Here is an 18407-nt window from a genome sequence, read left to right on the forward strand (position 1 = left end):
CCGCTCGCGGACGTTTACGCGGGGCATGATCTGTGCAGCAGAACTGTCACGAAACCTGTCCACGAGGTATATCCGCTTGGCGCCACATCCGCATCATGGACGACCATAGGCGTGCGGACGGCTGGACTGCACGCGAGAGGAGGCGTCCATGGGATCGGTGCGCAAGGCGAGTGCCTGGCTGGGCCTCGTCGACGACAGCGAGATGCGGTACTACGACGACGACTACGCCGAAGGGCCGGAGTCCTCGGACGCCGCGCCTGAGGCGTGGGTCACTGATCCGCGCATCCGGGCCACGGCCGAGACGGCCCAGGACGCGGGCACCCGCATCGCGACCATCACCCCCGACGGCTTCCGGGACGCCCGGGCGATCGGTGAGATGTTCCGCGAGGGCGTCCCCGTCATCGTCAACCTGACGACCATGGAAGCCAGTGACGCCAAACGCGTCATCGACTTCGCGGCCGGTCTGACGTTCGGCCTGCGCGGCTCCATCGAGCGCGTGGCCAACCGGGTATTCCTGCTCACCCCGGGCGCCTACCAGATCGTGGGCGGTGAACACCGCCGCCGCACGGAGGGCGGTTTCTACAACCAGAGCTGACGCGGGGTGGGGGCCGCGCACCCGGCCCTCCCCCGCCGGTCCGCCGGTCTCCCGCTGCCGGGTCACGACGCCGGGCTCCGGAACGCCTCGCGGGTTTACCGGAACGCGTCGCAGCCCGTCAGCGCCTTGCCCAGCACCAGTTGGTGCATCTCGACGGTGCCCTCGTAGGTGAGCACCGACTCCAGGTTCGTCGCGTGCCGCATCACCGGGTACTCCAGCGAAATTCCGTTCGCACCCAGGATCGTGCGCGCGGTACGGCAGATCTCCAGGGCCTCGCGCACGTTGTTGAGCTTGCCGAAGCTGACCTGCTCGGGCCGCAGCGTACCGGCGTCCATGCGGCGTCCGAGATGGTGGGCCAGCAGCATGCCCTTGTGCAGCTCCAGCGCCATGTCCGCGAGCTTGGCCTGCGTCAGCTGGAACCCGGCGATCGGGCGGCCGAACTGCTCCCGCTCCCTGGAATACGCCAGGGCGGCCGCGAAGCTGGCGCGCGCGGCGCCCATCGCGCCCCACACGATGCCGTAGCGGGCGTGGTTGAGGCAGCTGAGCGGGCCGCCCAGCCCGGTGGCGCCGGGCAGCACGGCGTCCTGCGGCAACCGCACGTCGTCCAGGACCAGTTCGCTGGTGACCGAGGCGCGCAGCGACCACTTGTGCCGGATCTCCGGCGCGGAGAAGCCCGGGGCGTCGGTCGGGACGACGAAGCCGCGGATGCCCTCGTCCGTCTGCGCCCAGACGACAGCGACCCCGGCGACCGAGCCATTGGTGATCCACATCTTGCGCCCGCTGAGTACCCAGTCGCCGCCCGGCTCGCGCTTAGCGTGCGTCCGCATGCCCGCCGGGTCGGAGCCGTGGTCGGGTTCGGTGAGGCCGAAGCAGCCGATGATCTCCCCGGCGGCCATGCCCGGCAGCCACCGCCGCTTGTGTTCCTCGGAACCCCAGCGGTGGATGGCGTACATCGCCAGTGAGCCCTGCACCGAGACCAGGGAACGGATGCCGGAGTCGGCCGCCTCCAGCTCCAGGCAGGCCAGACCGTACTGGACGGCGCTGGCGCCCGCGCAGCCGTAACCCTCCAGGGACATGCCCAGTGCCCCGAGGCCGCCCAGTTCGCGGGCGAGTTCCCGCACGGTCGGCAGCTCACCGGTCTCGTACCACTCGGCGATGTGCGGCAGCACCCGGTCGGCGGCCCAGCTGCGCACGGTGTCGCGCACCGCGCGCTCCTCCGCGCTGAGCAGGTCGTCCAGGCCCAGCGGGTCGGCGGGGTCGAACGGCGGCAGGGAACGGCGGGACATGCTCGGCCTCCGGGTCGCGGATGTCGGCGTAGCTGGTGTGGAAGGCGTGGGGCGCGTGGGTAGCGAAGCAGGCGCCGTGGGGGTGGCGCGTGGGGGTGCGCCGTTGAGACTACTGGCGGGTAATTCCCGTGGGCAAGAGGCTCTGGTCCCCGGGCGCGGACGGGCGCGGGACGCGTGCGGCACCGGTGTGGCCGCCGGACTCGCCGTCCCGCGCACGCGCCGTCCCGGCGGTGTGATCCGGTGCGTCCGACGCGGTGTGCGCCTGCCCGGCTGTCGTGCGGCCGTCGTCGGCGGGCGGCTGCGTCGTGCGCGGCAGCCGCAGCGCGGCCAGTGCTCCGGCGAGCAGCAGCACGGCGCTGACCAGCAGCGTGACGTGCAGCCCCTGGACGAAGGCCACCCGGGCGGTCTCGCGCAGCAGGTCCCCGGCGACGCCGCCGAGGTCGTCGGCCACCTCGTACGCCTCGCCGAGCGAGTGCCCGGCCGCGTCCGCGGCGGCCTTGGGTATGCCTGGCGCGGCGTGTACGGAGGCGCCGTAGGCGCTGTTCATGACGCTGCCCAGCAGGGCGATGCCCAGCCCGGCGCCGAGCTGGTAGGCGGTCTCCCCGATGGCCGCCGCGCCGCCCGCCTGCTGCGGCGGCGCGTCGTTCAGCATGGACTCGTAGCAGCCGAACAGCACCGTCTCCAGGCCGAAGCCGAGGAGCAGGAAGGCGCCGACGCACACCCCGGGATCGTCCTGGGTGCCGAGCGTCGTGAGCGTGAGGACGGCGAAGGCCGTCAGCAGGAAGCCGCCGGCGACCATCACGCGCGGTCCGAGCGCCCGCAGCAGCCGCGGCCCGGCCAGCCCGGCGGCGATGGCGGCCACCGACAGCGGCAGCAGGCGCAGCCCGGTCTCCAGCGGCGTCAGGCCGAGGACAAGCTGGAGGTACTGGGCGGCCATCAGCGCGAGGCCGACGAGCGCGAGCACGGTCAGCACGATGCAGCTCACCGCGGTGCCGAACGCCGGGCGGGCGAAGGCGGAGAAGTCGATCAGCGGGTGCGTCCGGGCCCGCTGGCGGCGCACGAACCACGTGAGCAGGCCGCCGCCAGCGATCAGGAGCAGCGCCGTGCCCGGGTGCGTCAGTTCGCCGCTGCCCATGCGTTTGACCGCGAGGACGGCGGTGAACAGGCCGCTCGCCGCCAGCACGGCGCCGGTCACGTCCCAGGGCCCGGTGCCCTCCCCCTTCGACTCGGGGACCAGGCGCAGGGCGACGGGCACGGCCAGCACCATCAGCGGGATGTTGAGCAGGAAGACCGCGCCCCACCAGAAGTGCTCCAGCAGCAGCCCGCCCACCAAAGGTCCCGCGGCGGCCCCGACGGCGGCGACCGCGCTCCACACGCCGATGGCCAGCGCGCGCTCGCGCCGGTCGGGGAAGACGTGCCGGAGCAGGGACAGGGTGGCCGGCATGATCATCGCGCCGCCCGCGCCGAGCAGGGCCCGCGCGAGAATCAGCACTCCCGGGGCGTGCGCGAAGACGGCGAGCGCCGAGGCGAGCCCGAACAGCCCGTAGCCGCACAGCAGCACCCGGCGGCGTCCGACGCGGTCGCCGAGCGTCCCGAAGAGGATGAGCAGGGAGGCGCACACCAGCGGGTAGGCGTCCACGATCCACAGCAACTCGACCGGCCCGGGCCGCAGGTCGGCGCTGACGGCGGGCACGGCCACGTGCAGCACGGTGGCGTCGATGGCGACGAGAAGAAGGCTGGCGCACAGGACGACGAGTACGGTCCAGCGGCCGCTACCCTGTCCGGCCCGGCTCGTCTCTGCCATGCACGCTCCTCCTCGCTGCTCGCACGCCGCGCCGCTCGACAGCCGTGATGGGCCGGACGCGGGCGGGGCCCGGCCAGGTGGCGCGGGGTTGAGTCGTCCGTAGCGTACGCGAGACGCGGCCGGACTCCTGTGGCCCGCTTCACCCCGGGCCCGGGGTCCGCGCCGGGAGAAGGTTAAGCGCGGATGGACGGAAACGGAAGTCGCGGGTAATGCGAAGCATGCCGCGCGGGAAATCCGGCCACGCGCGAAAACTTCCCCGATTTCCCCGGGAAAACCGTCGGCGCGGGTGCGCGCGAGTCGCGCACCACATCACATCGCCATTACGAACGCCGGTTCCGCGCCACCGGCGCATCTCCGCCCGCTGTAATGTCGATTGAGTGCGTACCGACCGAATCTTCGCCCGCCTGGAACAGGAGCCCGCGCGGCCGCCGAACCCGGCCCCGGGGATGAGCGGCACCCGCAAGCTGTTCTTCGGCGGCACGCTGGCGTTCTACGGCGCCGTCGTCGCGGCGGTGCTGCAGACGTCGTACCTGGTACGGCTGGACTGGCAGCTCATGCTGTTCCGCCCGTACAAGCAGTGGCCCGGCCTGCACCCGTTCCTGGACTACTTCGTGGTGCTGGGCCAGCGCGGGCCGACAGCGGTGCTGGTGGCGGCCTGGCTGGGCTGGCGTTCGTGGCGGCAGCGCACCCTGCGGCCCCTGCTGGTGCTGGGGGCGGCACTGCTGCTGCTGAACGTAACGGTGGGCGCGGCCAAGCTGAGCATGGCGCGGGAGGGACCGCACTACGCGAACCTCATCGGCGCCAACGAGATGTTCCTGACCGGCGACATATTTCCCTCCGGTCACACCGCGAACGCCGTGGTGACCTGGGGCGTCCTCGCCTACCTGGCCAGCACCGCGCGCGCGCGGCGCTGGCTGTCGGTGCTGGCCGCCGTCTTCGCGCTGGGCGTCGGCGCCACCACCGTTTACCTGGGTACGCACTGGGCGAGCGACGTACTGCTGGGGTGGGCCGCCGGGCTGCTGATCCTGCTCGGGCTGCCGTGGTGCGAACCGCTGGCCGCCCGCGTCGAGGAGCATGTGCTGGCGTACTGGATGCGGCTGCGGGCCGCCGGGCGGCTGGTGACGGCCGGGGTGGTACCCACCGCCGCCCCCGGGGGCAGCGCCGCCTCGGTCGCCCCGGGCGCCGAGGGCGCGCGTACCGTGGCCCGGGCGACGCGGGCTGGTGCGCCGGGTCCCACCACCGGGGCGCCCGCCGGACCCGCCAAGCGCCCGCACGCCGTCCGCACGGAGCGCACGCGTCCTACCCCGGCCGGCCGGTAGGCGGTTCGGCCGGGCCGGGTGCTCCCGGCGGGCTCGTGGGGGCTCCTGCGGGCTCGTGGGGGCTCTCCCGGTCAGCCCTTCCAGCTGCGGAGGACCCTGCCGTCCTCGACGGTCAGGTTCAGGCGCCCGGCCACGTATTCCATGGTGATCACGGCATCGGGCGGCAGCACCCGTACCGGTGACCACCCGTGGGCCGTGGCCCGTTCCTCCGCCTCTCGCGCGGGCATCCCGGCGTAGGCCTCCGGGTCGTCGTCCGGTTCCCGCGCCGCGAACGGTGTCTGTGCCATGTCCGCCACCGTACCGGCGCGCCCGGGGCACCGGGAAGTCCCGGCTGGATCGTCGCGTCGTCACGCTTGTGTCACAGTCCGGCGGCTCCGCCCTCGCCCGGTTGGCTCACCCTTCCGGGGTTTTTCCGGGCCGTGGAAAGACGTGGCGGTCAGCGCTCCCGGAATCGCTGGGTAAAGCGTTACCGTGCGACGTCCGAATTCCTCGCGACCGCGCTTTCCGGCGCACTGCGCGGCGCAGGTTCGGACCTTTTCCGGACGCGGCCGAGACACTCGCGGACAGCTGTGATACAAGCGGTGAGTTCTGCCGGTTCGCGCACCTCGAAGCCGGCGTCGAGCAGCAGGTGCGGCAGCCGTCCGGAGCCTCGATATGAGGGTGAGTCTCCCGGCCCTCGCGGACCGCCGGGTGCCGCGCGGGAGGATCAGCGCGCGGCGCGGGGCTGCTCGAAGCGCAGCAGGAGTTCATTGGCCTGCGAGTAACAGGGCCGCACGCGGCACCGACCGTCGGCCAGCCGGACGGCCGGGAAGCGCACGTGCGTCCGCTTGTCGGCGACGTCGTCGAGGATGCGGGCGACGCGGACGGGCGCACCGGCGCGGGCCGGGCGCAGCCACACGGCGCACTCGCTCTCGGCGCGGGCGGGCAGCGCGGCCAGCGGCAGGCGGGCGGTGAACCACGCGCCGTCGGGTTCCGCGGGCACGGCCACCAGCGGTTCGGGGGCTGCCCCGGCGTCCGGCGGCCCGACCTCGACGCGGGCGCCCTCGCCCAGTTCGGCGCCGTACAGCTGGCCGCGCAGGGTGAGCACGCCGTCAGCCAGCTTCACGTCGGCGGCCTCGGCGTGCGGCCAGCGCTGCCAGGCCCGCACCGCGAGGGTGCCGCCGGTGGTGGTGCACGGTATGCGCACGCCGAGCCAGGTGCGGTCCGGGCGCGGCCTGCGGTCCACCAGGGAGCGCAGGTCGTGCGTGCCGGGCAGCAGGCGGCTGCGGCGACGCTCCCCGTCGCTGAACCAGGCGTGCCACACCCCCTCCGCCAGCGGCATGGTGCTGGGCAGCGCGGCCCGCAGGACGCCGGGCGACGTGGGCACCAGCGGCAGCCGCACCTCCTCGGCCGCACCGCGCCCGCTCGCCGGCCGGCGTCGCAGCAGCAGCCCGGTGTCCCAGCGCCCGGCGGCGTCGTCATGGGCGACGCCGAGGGCGACGTCGAAGGTGAGGCCGCCCGCGCTGTCGGCCGTGCAGTGGGCGCGCGGGCGCACCCGCTCGGCCGGGCGTCCGGCGGCGGCGTTCATCCGCGCCGCCCCCGTTCCGTCCCCGGCCCGAATGCCGTGCTGGTGGCCGTGGCCATGGGTAGGTGCATGCGTCCCTGATTCCGAAATCGACGCGGAGGCGGTCTCCCGCACCGGAGACCTGTCCGCCGTGCACCCGTTAAGACCGGGATGCGGGGCCCGGGGTTGGCCCGGGGGACGGAGTTCTTCACCACATCGCCACCACGTGCGGACCGCAGCGGGGTGCGGTCCGTCACGAGGCGCGGCGCCCCGCCACGGTGCGGGACCGTGACGGGGCGCCGGGTGCGCGTGCCGGACGCGCCCGCGAGAGCCGCGGACGCCGCGCCTGGCTCAGACCTTCAGGCCCTGGCCGGGCACGATGAGGTCCGGGTCACCGCCGATGACATCCGCGTTGGCCTCGTAGACCTGCCGCCAGTCCGCGCCGTGCGCCTCGGCGATGCGGCTCAGCGTGTCACCGGCCTTCACTGTGTAGGTGGCGCGCGGGTGGCTGCGGTTGGCACGCGGCTCGGCGGTCCGCTCACGGGCCTCGGAACCGCCCACGGACTGGCTGGGCGCGCTCGGCTGAGCGGGCTGGGCCGGCTGCTGCGGAGCCGACTTCTGCGGGGCCGGCTGCTTGGCGGGAGCGCCGGAGCCGGACGACTGCGTCGCGCCCGGGTCCGTGCCGTACAGGCCGAGCTTCGCCGAGCAGGCCGGCCAGGCGCCCCAGCCCTGGGCGTTCTGCACCTTGCCCGCGATCTCGATCTGCTGCGCGCGGGTGGCCTGGTCGGCGGTCGCCGCGTAGGCGGAGCCGCCGTACGCCGCCCAGGTGCTGGCGGAGAACTGCAGGCCACCGTAGTAGCCGTTCCCCGTGTTGATCTGCCAGTTGCCGCCGCTCTCGCACTGGGCGAGCCGGTCCCACACGCCGCCGTCCGCCGCGTGGGCGGGGCCGGTCGTGAGGGCGAGCAGCGCCAGCGGAGCCGCGACGGTCAGCGAGACCGCGCCCGCACGTGCTGCTTTACCACGACGATCGAACAAGACGAATCCCTCTCATACGCCCCGGGGTCCCCCGGCCCCGCCGGACCCCCAAACGCGCTCTAGTGCGTCCTGAAGGCTCCGCGCGGCCCGTCCGCCACGGGGTACTGCTGGGTTGGTGCGTGGGGCACTCCGGGCGGCGGCACGTGGTGTGTGCCCGCTCGGCGTGCCCGGGCGGCGGACTGCCCCGGGTGGTGCTCGGTGCACCGCCGGAAAATGTAGGGACGACTCCGGGCCATCTCCAAACAACGGGCCGAATATGCAGGCCAGTTGGCATTTACTTCTGGTAACGACGAAAGCCTGGGCAGTAGTTTTGCGATACTAAATCCCTCTATGTCAGATTCTGCGTCGTCCACGCTGTGCTCCACGTCACCGGCACAACATCTACCGCTTGTCCCTTAATTGACTGACCGTGACCGTTTTCGACAGTCTGCTCACCATGCGCGTTCACCGAACGGACACGGTGCCGCCGGTTGCGTGACTGTCACCACAGGTCCGCCGTTGTGCAGTCGAACCAGTACCGAACGCCAGGAGCCCCCTGTGTCCTCCATGCTCGACGTCAGTGACGAGGTACGTGCCGAGATCGGCGACGATGAAGCGGCCAAGCTGCTCGCCGGTGAGACGCTGCCCGAGAGGTACGACTGCACGTCCTGCCGCACGCCCGGCAGCGCCCACAGCGAGCGCACCAGCACGGTGTTGTTCGTCGGTGAGGAGACGGCCGTGCTGGCCTTCGCGCACGCGGGCTGCATCCCCTCGCAGATCGTCCGCGTCTCCGAAGAGCAGATCCAAAGCGCCGTCCGCACCATCTCCGGTGAGGCCGACAGTTCCTCCGCCGCTCCCGCGACTACCCCCGGCATCCCGGAGCTGGCGTATGAGCGGCAGGCCGTCCTCGGCGTGACCTGCGGTCAGGTCCTCATCGGGGACCAGCTGCACCCGGCCATCGTCGTGGAGCCGACCGGGCCCATCGCCCGGCCGGGCACCACCGGCGGCAACGACGAGTTCCTGACGCTGCTGACCGAATCCGGGTTCACGCCGGTGACGGATGTGGCTCAGCGTCCCGGCATGCTGCCCGGCTGGTCGGTTCTGATGGCCATGGGCAAGCTGCACGCCGTGCTCCAGCCGGCCGAGGAGGGGCAGCAGCCCGTGTCCTGGTGGCAGGCGCACCAGCCGCTGGCGGTCACCGACGAGTGGCGGGCCACGGTCAACAAGACGAACTCCGTCGTCGTCTACGCGGCACCCGTCGGCGCCATCGGCCAGCAGGCGCGCGAGGATCTCCTGCGGGACGCGCTCGACAAGGCCGCGGCGAGCGGGGTACTCGTCGCCGCGACGATGCCGCTGGCGGGCACGTCCTGATCCGCGGCCCGCACCCGGGGTGCCGTCCCTGCCCGGCCCCGGTGGCCGGGCAGGGACGGTCTGCCCTGCTCCCGCCCCTTTCCGCTCCCGGGGCAGCCCGGGAACCTGGCCGCAGGCCAGGCAGCGGTCCGGGCTGCCGTAAACCCTCGCCGGGGAAGCCGCGTTCGGCGGTTACCCGCATCCAACGGCGGGCACCGCTCGTTGGCTCAGACGTGCACTCCTACGAACCTTCCCGCGCCCGATACCCGTACCCCGACCACGGTCAGATTCCCGGCATGCGACCCCCGCACGAACCCGTCGCCGAACGCCTGGGCCGGTCCGCGACGCCGATCTTCGACGCCCTGTACGCCGAATACCGCCGCCTCTTCCGCGCGCTGCCCGGCGACCGGACCGGCGAAGAGGAACTGCGCTTCACCGGGTTCGGCGCGGTCTACGGCACCGGGTTCAGCGCCGTGCGGTACGACGAGGGGCGGCACCGGGCGCCGATGCGGCCCGCCGCCGCGCTGCCGCCCGCCCCGCGCGACAGCGGCCGTTAGCCACTGCCCGCACCGGTCCGCTCGCGGCGGGGGCGGCCCTCCCCCACGGCCGCCCTCCCCAGCCACCCCCACGCGGGCACCAGGGACTGTCCGGCGGATCGTAGCGGGGCCGAGACGCCCCCACCCCAGCGGCCGGGCGGTGCCCCAGCTCCGGCGCCGGTCCGCGTTCCCGAACCGTCCGAACACGGCCCGGCATGAGGACGACCCGACGCCTTGCCGCGCACCGCATCTGTCGCGCGACCTGCCACCACGATCCGCAGGACTGGTCCTAGTTACTCCAGCAGTACCTTCCGTAGTCGTCTCCGGGTAAGGCCGCTAGCCGGACCCGTCGTGACTCGTCTGTCGCTGGTCAGCGGTCTGTGAAAGCAGTTACCAGCGCTCTGTCCCCGGCGGCTGGTCACCGAAGGCGGCGCGGTGACGGCGGCGCAGGCTGCCACGCATCAGCCGGGCCACGGGGCGGGCCGGAACCCCCGCGCGCTCCTCCGGCTCGGCGACCGAAGCCAGCCAGGGGGGCATGAACGACAGCGTCCACTTCGGGGCGGACCTCACCATGCCCCGCTCGAAGTTCTTCCAGAGGGCGGCATCCAGGTGCGGGGCCAGTCGGCCCACCAGCTCGCGCTCCTCGTCGGCGGTATGGGTGCCCAGCAACTCATGAGTGGCCCGCGCGGCCTTCTCCAGTTCCCGCGCGCTGTCGGCTCCGCCGCGGAGGCCGGCCACGGCCCGCACCAGACGGGCCTGCCGCGCCTCCAACTCGGCGTGCTCGGTCTGCAGCAGCTCCAGGGCCTCGGCGTCCGCGCCGCGCTCGTGCAGGGCCGGCCACAGGATCTCGTCCTCACCCTCGTGGTGGTGGGCGATGAGTTCGCAGATCCGGCCCGCGTAGCGGGTCAGATGCGGCACCCGGCCGTCTCCGGGCCGTTCCGCCAGGTCGGCGGCGGTCCGGGAGACCCGGTCGAGGTCTCGCAGCATCGCCCGATGGGCCAGAATCATGGTCAGGTGGGGCTTCGGCAGGCGGTGGGGGCTGGGGTTGTTCACGGAGAGGTCCTTTCACAAGAGCGGGCCGACGGGTCGGGGCGCGGCGGGAGCTGCCGCCGGGCGGTCAGCACAGGCTGCCGCCCGCGGCCAGCAGGGCGCCGGAGTCGAAGAGCCGGACAAAGGACGGGTCCACCTTCGCCGCTGAACGGTAGTGGGAGCCATACCGCTCCCGGTACTGCTCGAACCACGCGGGGCGCTGATGGAGGAACAAGATGTCATGAAAGGCCATGCGCCGGACGGCGGTCAGCGGCAGTGGTGAGCGGTTCACCGGGAAGAGCGGGTTGTGCGCGGCGGGCGCGGCGCACTCCGGGTGCATCTGGCCAAGCATCAAGCCCCGGCTCACGGCGGTGTCCTTCGCGGCCCGGTGGGCCTCGTCCACCAGGATCCACTCCTCGCGTCGCATACCGTCGAAGACGACGATCAGGCTCTCCAGAGCGGGGTTCGCGGAGACTGTCAGCAGCGCGTCGAAGTGGTCCATGGCGGCCTGGAGCAGTTCCACCAGCCGGGCCGTGTCTGACCCCGCGGTCCAGTCGCAGCGCACCAGCGTCAGGAAGTTGGCGCGCCGCGCTGGTGCCACGAAGGGGCAGACCGCTCCGGAGCGGCCCAGCCTCGGGTGAGGGGCTCCGATGTAGTCGGCGAGCCAGGCGTCCAGCAGCTCATGCTGGCGACTGGAGAGCGGCCGGAACGGGGACGCGCGGTTCATGACGGCGTCCCGGCGGCAGAGCGCCGACCTTGCTCGGAGGCCGTGCCGACTGGGGTCGGGGCTTCGGCCAGCACGGCCTGCAACGCGGTCGCACAGCGCTCGGTTTGCTCGCGGGTGCCCACCGTGATCCGCAGATGGCCAGGAAGGTTCAGCAGGCCGAGGTCGCGGACGAGAACCCGGTGCCGCTCGGCAAGCCGGGCGGCCACCCAGGCGCTGTCGGTGGGGACGCGCGCCATCACGAAGTTCGCGGCGGACGGCAGCGGTTCGGCACCGGCCGTGCGGACTCCCTTCACCAGCAGGTCGCGGGCGTCGGCGGTCTCGGCCCGGACTCGCTCCAGGTAGCCGGGCTGGGCCAGGGCCTGCAGCACGGCACGTTCCGCCGGGCGGCTGACCCGGAACGGCAGGGCGCGGGCGGCCCGGTTCACCTGGGTGACCAGGTCCGGCGGGCCGATCGCACAGCCGATCCGCAGCGAAGCCAGGCCCCACGCCTTGGAGAAGGTGCGCAGCACCAGTGCGCGGGCGCCGTCGCGGACGGCCGCCAGGGCGTAATGTTCGGCGGGGTCGGTGAAGTCCAGGTACGCCTCGTCGAAGACCAGCACGCCGGGGGCGTGGCGAGCGGCGGAGAGCAGCAGTCCGGTCTCGTCGCGGGTGAGCAGTGCGCCCGTCGGGTTGAGGGGGTTGCAGGCGAACGCCAGGTGGGCGCCGTCCCGCACAGCGTCGGCGAGCTGGTCGGCGGGGATCCGGTAGCCGCGCAGCGGCAGGGACCGCACCTGGGCGCCGACAGCCGTCGCGGCGGCGAGGTAGCCGGGGAAGGTGTGGTCGGTGGTGACGGTGGCCGCCTCCGGCGCGGCGGTGAGGAAGGCGAGGGAGGTCAGCAGTACCAGCTCGTCCACACCGTTGCCGAGGGCCAGCATCTCCTCCGGGACGCGGAAGTGGCGGGCCAGCGCCGCTCGGAACCGGGCATAGGCGGGGTCGGGGTAGTGGGGCAGGGAGTCGGCGGCCTCGCGTTGCACGGCCTCGACGGCCCCGGGGGGCGGGCCGAAGGCGGATTCGTTGAGGTGGAGCCGCAGCACGTCGGCGCCGTCCGCCCGGACCGCCGGGGCGGTCTGGAAGAAGGACGACTGCTGCGGGCGGTCGGGGCTCATGTGGTGTGCTCCTGAGGTCGGTCCTCAGGGCCGGGCAGGCCCTGAGGCGTGGGCGGCCGGGTCGAGAAGTCTCTGATGGTTCGTCAGTCGAACGGGACCCTGGCGACGGTCCGCAGCCGGTCCTGGTTGAGCAGCGCGCGGCTGCGGGATCGCTGGATCTTTCCACTGGGGGTTCTCGGCAGCGCACCTCGGTCCAGGAAGCGGCACTCGGCGAGGGCGACCCCGGATTTCGCGGCGGCGACGGCGGCGGCCTGGCCGGCGACACGGTGGAAGTCGTCGGTGCGCCGCCGGATCTCGGTGAGCAGAACCAGCCGTGGTGGCCCCGTTCCGGTGGTCTCCAGCAGAACCGAGCTGCCGTGGCGCAGGGTCCCCAGCCCGTCGAGGGCGGCTTCGATCTCGGTGGCGTAGATCTTGCGTCCGCCGACGGAGAGCATGTCGTCGGTGCGGCCGGTGAGGTAGAGGTCGCCCTGGTGGAGGAAGCCGCGGTCGCCGGTGTGGAACCGGCCCCCGGGGAAGCGGTCGGCGGTGCGCCGGGGGTCCCCGTAGTACCCGGCGGCGAGGCTGGGTGAGGTGAGGGTGATCTCCTCCACGCGGCCGGAGCGGGTGGGGGTGAGGTTCACGCCCGGCAAGGGCGGGCCGTTGGAGACCAGTGGCACGGCGCGCGGGGCGTCGGGGGTGGTCTCGGCGGCCTCGCCATCGAGAAGGGCGGCGCCGTCGAAGTAGCGGACGACCGGTTCCCGGAACCACGGGGTGGCGGCGGCGGCCAGCGTCGCCTCGGCGAGGCCGTAAGCGGGCATGAATGCCTCTGGGCGCAGCCCGGAGGGGGCGAAGCGCCGGCGGGCCTGGTCGAGGGTGTGCCAGTCGACGCGCTCCGCCCCCAGAACCAGGACACGCAGGGTCAGTTCCCGGGGCAGGGCGGCGGTACGGCTCTGGGCCCGGGTGGCCAGGTGCAGCGCGGTGCTGGTGCCCGCGGTCATGGTGGCGCCGTACTCGGAGAGGTCGCGGAACCAGCTGCGGGGGGCCATGGCGAAGCGCTCCGGCGTGGACAGCACCAGGTCGAAGTCGTAGGCCCAGGCGTTGAGCAGGCATCCGAAGACGCCCATGTCGTGGGAGAGCGGCAACCAGCAGCCGATGGTCTCCCGGCCGGGAGCGCTGCCCGCGAAGTCCAGCATCATGCCGAGCTGCGCGGCGATGGCGCGGGGGGTCAGCGCACAGCCCTTGGGGGTGCTGGTACTGCCCGAGGAGTACTGGATGAAGGCGATGTCATCGAGGCCGGGTGGGCAGGGTTCGACACGGTGGCCGCCGGTGGTGACCGACTGAGCGGCCAGGGTCGCCCAGTCGGTCACCGGCAGCGCGCCGGTCAGGTCGGGCGGGGCCGGCAGGGCCGTTTCGGGGGTGAGGACGAGCAGCCCGGGGTCGAGCTGCCCGGCGAGGGTGCGCAGCTGGTCGCCGTATTCGGCGGAGGTCATGCCGCGGGCGGGGAGGGGAAGGGAGGCGACGGTGCCGCCGGCGATCCAGACGGCGAGGAGTCCGCGTACGGCCTCGGGGGTGTTGGTGAGGACGGCCCCGACGCGGGTCCCGGGGCCTACCCCGGCGGAGCGGAGAGCCGCGGCCATGGTGTGGGCCTCCGCCACCACGTCGCGCCACGGGGTGTGGGTGAAGGCGGTGTCCTGCCAGGCGTGGAGGGTGCCCCGGCCGGTGCGGCTGAGGAGCGCCTCCCAGAGGCCGGGGTGCGGGGCCGCCGCCGATCGGGCGCTCTGGTCGGCGGCGGCGCGGGGGGTGGGCGGGGTCATTCGACGTCCACCAGGGAGGGCGCCGCGTCCCGGCGGTGTGCGAGGGGTGCGAGATCCTGCTGGCCGCGCAGGAGTTCGGACCGGTCGGCGCCCGCTGCGGCGACCCGGCTGACCCCTGCTTCGCGCAGCGTGAGGCGTTCGGTGTCGATGCGGACGACCTTGCGGGCGAGCCGCGTCTTCTCCATGGCCCAGATGACGATGGCGCTCAGGTCGATCTCGTACCAGCGTATGCCGTGCCGTGCGGAGCGCGGAAAGGCGTGGTGGTTGTTGTGCCATGCCTCACCGAAGGAGGGGATGGCGAGCCAGAACACGTTGCGGGACTCGTCGGTTGTGGTGAAACGGCGGCGGCCGAAGTAGTGGCCGATCGAGTTGACGGCGTAGGTCATGTGGTTGACCAGGAAGATGCGGATCAGCCCGCCCCAGAGCATGCCGGTGAGGAAACTGGTAGGAGCACCGCCGCTAAGGGCGAAGCCGAGGAGACCAGGCAGCACGATGCCCGCCGCGACGATGAGGACGAAGTGCTCGCTGAGCCAGCGCAGTGACTTCTCCCGGGTCAGGTCGGGGCAGTACCGCATGGGGTCGGAGGTGAGGTCGCGGTTGAAGAGCCAGCCCAGGTGCGCGTGCCAGATCCCGGCGCCCGCGCCCCGGAGCCCGGGGGCGCGGCCCAGGTGCGGGCTGTGCGGGTCGCCCTCCTTATCGGCGACCCGGTGGTGCTTGCGGTGGTGGGCGGCCCAGATCAGCGGCGGCCCCTGGGCGGCCATGGCCCCGGCGGCGGCGAAGGCCACCCGGACGGGCCGGTGGGTCTCGAAGGCACGGTGGGTCAGCAGCCGGTGGTAGCCGATGGATATGCCGAAGCCACAGACGGCGTACATGACCAGCAGGACTGTCAGGTCACTCCAGCTGAAGATCCGGTTCCACAGCAGGACCATTCCGGCGAAGACTGCGAGGAGCGGGACCACGGAGGCGGTGAGGATGAACCACTTGTGCTCTCTGCCGTCCATTGGGCAACTGCCTTTCTCGATCATTCTCGATCGTGGCGACGTGTCGCGGCCCGCGCGGGCTCTAGACGCCTTGGGTGGTTTCCGGGTCGAACTCGGTGCGCAGCGGCGGCAGCGCGAGAGCGAGCAGTGCCGCTGCGGCGGTGAGCAGGGTTCCGGTCAGGAACGCGGTGTGGTAGCTGCTGAGCAGGGCATCGGGCGGGGCCGTCCCGGTCGCGGTCTCGCTGCTCAGCCGACTGCTGGCCAGGCTGGCGAGGACAGCGAGGCCGACGGCGCCGCCGATCTGCTGGCCGGAGTTGAGGATGCCGGAGGCCGCACCGGCGTCGGAGCGGCCCACGCCGCTGACGGCGGCGACCACCAGGGGGACGAAGGCGAGCCCGAAGCCGGCGGCGCACAGCAGCAGGGTGGGCAGCACCTGACCGGCGTAGCCACCGTCGGTGGTGGTGCGCAGCAGCAACCCGAGGCCGATGGAGGCGACCGTCAGACCGCCGGCGCTCAGGGCGCGGGCGCCGAGGCGGGGCAGCAGTTGGATGGCCAGGCCGGAGAAGACTGCCATGGTGATGCCGAAGGGTGCCCAGGAGAGCCCGGCGCGCAGCGGGCTCCAGCCCTGGATCACCTGCATGTACTGCGTGAGGAAGAAGAAGATGCCATAGAGGCCGGAGGCCGCCAGCAGCACCATGGCGTTGGCCAGGACGACGGGCCGGTTGCGGAAGATGCTGAGGCGGATGAGCGGGTCGCTGCCCTTGATCTCGCGCAGCGCGAAGAGCGCCAGCAGCCCGGCGGCCCCGGCCAGCCCGGCGACGGTGGCGAGCGAGGTCCAGGAGCGAGACTCGGTGCTGATCACCGAGTGCACCAGCAGGAGCAGACCGCCGGTGAGGAGGACGGCGCCGGAGGTGTCCAGCCGGACCCGGGAGCCGGGGGTGTCGCGGTCGGCCAGCGCGGGGCGGAGCGCGAGTACGAAGAGCAGCACGCCGATCGGGATGTTCACGAAGAAGACCCAGCGCCAGCTGATGAGATCCGTGATGATGCCGCCGAGGAGGACGCCGGTGACGCCGCTGATCCCGGTGAGGCCACCCCACACACCCAGCGCCCGCCGCCGTTCACCGGCCTGGGTGAAGGCGTTGACGAGGATGCTGAGAGCGGCCGGGCTGAGGAACGCGGCTCCCAGGCCCTGGACGGCACGCGCCGCGATCAGCACCTCGGCGGAGGTGGCGGCTCCTCCGGCGAGCGAGGCGAGGGTGAAGACGGTGAGTCCGGCGAGGAAGACCCGGCGGCGGCCGAAGAGATCGGCGCAGCGTCCGCCGAGCACCAGGAAGCAGCCGAAGAGCAGCATGTAGGCGTCCACGACCCAGGCCAGTGAGGCCAGTTTGAAATCCAGGTCAGCCCGGATCGAGGGCAGGGCCATGGCGACGACGGTGTCGTCGATGATCACGCTGAACTGCGCGCCGCAGGTCACGGCGAAGACCAGTGCGGTGGCCCGGCGGCCGCGCGGCGGCCGGGTCGTGGCGGGGCGTGGGGCTGCTTGGGTCACGGTGGCTCCCGGAGAGAGACAGCGGCGTCTTCTACGTTCGTAGGAATTGTTTCTACGAACGTAGAACTCTAGGGTTCTGGGATGGTTCGGTCAATGGACAACTCGCCCGATCACCGCCCCGCCCGGACGCGCCTGCTGGACGCCGCGGTCACCGTCCTGGCCCGCGACGGCCTGCGCGGGCTGAGCCATCGGCGGGTCGAGCAGGAAGCCGGTCTCACCCACGGCTCGACCACGTACTACTTCCGCACCCGCGACACCCTGATCCGGCAGGTGATCGCCTACCTGGCGGAACGCGACCAGGAGCTGGTCACCGCGACCCTCGGCCCGTCGGACGCCGAGGGTCCGCCCACGGCCGCCGACGTGGTCCGGATCCTGGAACTGCTGCTGACCTCCGCGCGAGAGCAGACGCTCGCCCGCTTCGAGCTCTTCCTCCACGCCGCCCGTGAGCCGGAGCTGCGCGGAGACCTGGTCCGCTGGCGCCGTCCGTTCCGCGATGCTGCCCGGGCGCTGCTCGCCGAGCTCGGCGCGCCCGAGGCCGATCGCGCGGCCGAGTCGCTGGTCACCGGCATCGACGGCCTTCTGTTCACCGCTGTGTGCCTGCCGGACCGGATGCCGCTGGACGAACTGCGCCGACAGACCGAGCGGCTGCTGGCCCGTCATCTGCCGCTGCCCGCGGGGGAGGGCGGGCCAGCAGCCGCCGTTCCCGCCGAGGACACGCCCTGACGCGATCGTTTCCGGGTACTGCGGCACCGCGCGGGGCTGGCGGCCCGCCGAGCCGGTCACCGCCGGGTCCCGGTGGTCCGGGCCCCGGCGGCGGCGACCGCGCGGTTGAGGCGGTCCATGCGGGTGGCCAGAGTCATGCGGCCCTCCAGCCGGAAGGCCGGCGGGCGGCTGCCGTCCACGTCTGTGAAGCCGTACTCGGCCGCCAGATCCCCGACGGCGAGCACCTGCCCGGCTCTGGCGCCGACCTGCGGGTCGGCGGCAAGCTCGGCGACAGCACGGCCCGCGTACTCAGGACTGTGCACCACGCCGGCAGGTCCGGAGCCCATCAGCTCCGCCGCCGCGGCCACCCGCTCGGTGCGCACAAACCCCGGGTGCAGGGCGAGCGCGGTCACCCCGTGCCGCCGCAGATCCCGCGCGAAGGCCCGGCTGAGCCGGTCCGAGCCGTGCTTGAAGACGTCGTAGGCGGCCTGGCCGAGGTACTCCTCGCCGTCGGTGTAGCCGATCCCCACGATGAGCCCCCGGCGCCGCGGCAGCATCAGCGGCACCAGCAGCCGGGTGACCTCGTACTGGGCCCGCAGCGAGCCGGCGCACAGGTCATAGCGCCACATCGGCTGCTCCCAGAACGGCGCGTCGAAACGCACCTCACCGGAGCGCTCGTACCCGGCCCAGGCGTTGTTGACCAAGAGGTCCAGCCGCCCGTGCGCCTCCCGCACACGTTCTGCCAGCGCCCGGTTGTCCTCGGCCGAGGCGTGATCGCAGCGCACCGCGATCCCTGTACCGCCGCGAGCCGAGACCTCCTCCGCCACCTCCTCCACGGTGCCGGGCAGCCCCTCGGTCCGGCCGTCGGCGCGGGAGCTGCGCGCGGTGACGTATACGGTCACGCCAGCCTGCCCCAGCGCCAGCGCGATGCCACGCCCCACGCCGCGGCTGGCGCCGGTGACCACGGCCACGGCGTCCTCCAGCCGCGGCGCCCGCCAGGCGCCGTCCCCTTCGGTGCCTATGTCACTCACTCTG

17 protein-coding genes are annotated in these 18407 nt (G+C 73.0%); 5 read left to right on the plus strand and 12 right to left on the minus strand.

The genetic code is table 11. From position 1 onward, the window contains the following. Positions 1 to 148: 148 nt before the first annotated feature. Positions 149 to 595 carry a cell division protein SepF gene (locus tag JJV70_RS08880; protein WP_219047225.1) on the plus strand — a complete coding sequence of 149 codons (447 nt, stop codon included), beginning with the start codon at positions 149 to 151 and terminating at the stop codon, positions 593 to 595. 95 nt (positions 596 to 690) lie between these two features. Here the strand turns inward: JJV70_RS08880 and JJV70_RS08885 are convergent, their stop codons facing one another. Both JJV70_RS08885 and JJV70_RS08890 read right to left on the minus strand, forming a co-directional pair. Then, positions 691 to 1881, minus strand: a complete 1191-nt coding sequence (locus tag JJV70_RS08885) for an acyl-CoA dehydrogenase family protein (protein ID WP_219047226.1) — start codon at positions 1879 to 1881, stop codon at positions 691 to 693. Positions 1882 to 1990: 109 nt separating this feature from the next. Further along, positions 1991 to 3685, minus strand: coding sequence for an MFS transporter (locus tag JJV70_RS08890; protein ID WP_219047227.1), 1695 nt, complete (start codon positions 3683 to 3685; stop codon positions 1991 to 1993). Positions 3686 to 4062: 377 nt separating this feature from the next. On the opposite strand from JJV70_RS08890, the gene JJV70_RS08895 reads away from it, so the two are divergent. Continuing rightward, the gene (locus JJV70_RS08895; RefSeq protein ID WP_308294747.1) at positions 4063 to 5004 is read left to right on the plus strand and encodes a phosphatase PAP2 family protein; all 942 of its coding nucleotides are present in this window, start codon (positions 4063 to 4065) and stop codon (positions 5002 to 5004) included. 71 nt (positions 5005 to 5075) lie between these two features. Here JJV70_RS08895 and JJV70_RS08900 read toward each other — a convergent pair whose 3' ends face one another. The 3 genes from JJV70_RS08900 to JJV70_RS08910 form a co-directional block, all read right to left on the minus strand. Then, a complete protein-coding gene (locus JJV70_RS08900) occupies positions 5076 to 5291 on the minus strand; it encodes an I78 family peptidase inhibitor (RefSeq protein ID WP_219047228.1) in 216 nt (71 codons plus the stop codon). Positions 5292 to 5710: 419 nt separating this feature from the next. Continuing rightward, positions 5711 to 6571 carry a hypothetical protein gene (locus JJV70_RS08905; protein WP_219047229.1) on the minus strand — a complete coding sequence of 287 codons (861 nt, stop codon included), beginning with the start codon at positions 6569 to 6571 and terminating at the stop codon, positions 5711 to 5713. 327 nt (positions 6572 to 6898) lie between these two features. After that, on the minus strand, positions 6899 to 7582 hold the full coding sequence (locus tag JJV70_RS08910) for a transglycosylase family protein (protein WP_219047230.1): 684 nt from the start codon (positions 7580 to 7582) through the stop codon (positions 6899 to 6901). Positions 7583 to 8128: 546 nt separating this feature from the next. Between JJV70_RS08910 and JJV70_RS08915 the strand changes: the two genes are divergently transcribed. Together JJV70_RS08915 and JJV70_RS23465 are read left to right on the plus strand one after the other, a co-directional pair. After that, entirely contained in the window at positions 8129 to 8932 is an 804-nt protein-coding gene (locus JJV70_RS08915) for a hypothetical protein (RefSeq protein ID WP_219047276.1), read from the plus strand. A 275-nt stretch (positions 8933 to 9207) separates the two neighbouring features. Beyond that, positions 9208 to 9468, plus strand: a complete 261-nt coding sequence (locus JJV70_RS23465) for a hypothetical protein (RefSeq protein ID WP_306823427.1) — start codon at positions 9208 to 9210, stop codon at positions 9466 to 9468. Between the two features lie 369 nt (positions 9469 to 9837). Here the strand turns inward: JJV70_RS23465 and JJV70_RS08925 are convergent, their stop codons facing one another. The 6 genes from JJV70_RS08925 to JJV70_RS08950 all read right to left on the minus strand — a co-directional run bounded on the left by JJV70_RS08925 (position 9838) and on the right by JJV70_RS08950 (position 16670). Further along, complete coding sequence (locus tag JJV70_RS08925) at positions 9838 to 10500, minus strand: hemerythrin domain-containing protein (protein ID WP_308294748.1); 663 nt, start codon at positions 10498 to 10500, stop codon at positions 9838 to 9840. A 64-nt stretch (positions 10501 to 10564) separates the two neighbouring features. Beyond that, positions 10565 to 11203 carry a DUF6875 domain-containing protein gene (locus JJV70_RS08930; protein WP_219047231.1) on the minus strand — a complete coding sequence of 213 codons (639 nt, stop codon included), beginning with the start codon at positions 11201 to 11203 and terminating at the stop codon, positions 10565 to 10567. Next, complete coding sequence (locus tag JJV70_RS08935) at positions 11200 to 12348, minus strand: histidinol-phosphate transaminase (protein WP_219047232.1); 1149 nt, start codon at positions 12346 to 12348, stop codon at positions 11200 to 11202. Before JJV70_RS08935 ends, JJV70_RS08930 begins: the two co-directional genes overlap by 4 nt. A gap of 83 nt (positions 12349 to 12431) precedes the next feature. After that, positions 12432 to 14141 (minus strand): AMP-binding protein, encoded by a 1710-nt coding sequence (locus tag JJV70_RS08940; protein ID WP_219047233.1) that lies wholly within the window; start codon positions 14139 to 14141, stop codon positions 12432 to 12434. Continuing rightward, positions 14138 to 15142: a fatty acid desaturase gene (locus JJV70_RS08945; protein WP_219047234.1), complete on the minus strand. Its 1005-nt coding sequence runs from the start codon at positions 15140 to 15142 to the stop codon at positions 14138 to 14140. Before JJV70_RS08945 ends, JJV70_RS08940 begins: the two co-directional genes overlap by 4 nt. Positions 15143 to 15203: 61 nt before the next feature. Continuing rightward, on the minus strand, positions 15204 to 16670 hold the full coding sequence (locus tag JJV70_RS08950; protein WP_219047235.1) for an MFS transporter: 1467 nt from the start codon (positions 16668 to 16670) through the stop codon (positions 15204 to 15206). A 93-nt stretch (positions 16671 to 16763) separates the two neighbouring features. Between JJV70_RS08950 and JJV70_RS08955 the strand changes: the two genes are divergently transcribed. Next, the gene (locus JJV70_RS08955; protein ID WP_219047236.1) at positions 16764 to 17393 is read left to right on the plus strand and encodes a TetR/AcrR family transcriptional regulator; all 630 of its coding nucleotides are present in this window, start codon (positions 16764 to 16766) and stop codon (positions 17391 to 17393) included. Positions 17394 to 17449: 56 nt separating this feature from the next. On the opposite strand, the gene JJV70_RS08960 is transcribed toward JJV70_RS08955, so the two are convergent. Next, entirely contained in the window at positions 17450 to 18403 is a 954-nt protein-coding gene (locus tag JJV70_RS08960; RefSeq protein WP_308294749.1) for an SDR family NAD(P)-dependent oxidoreductase, read from the minus strand. Positions 18404 to 18407: the final 4 nt, after the last annotated feature.

Origin of the sequence: Streptomyces sp. JJ66, from assembly GCF_019303495.1 — a bacterium.
Taxonomy (GTDB): domain Bacteria; phylum Actinomycetota; class Actinomycetes; order Streptomycetales; family Streptomycetaceae; genus Streptomyces.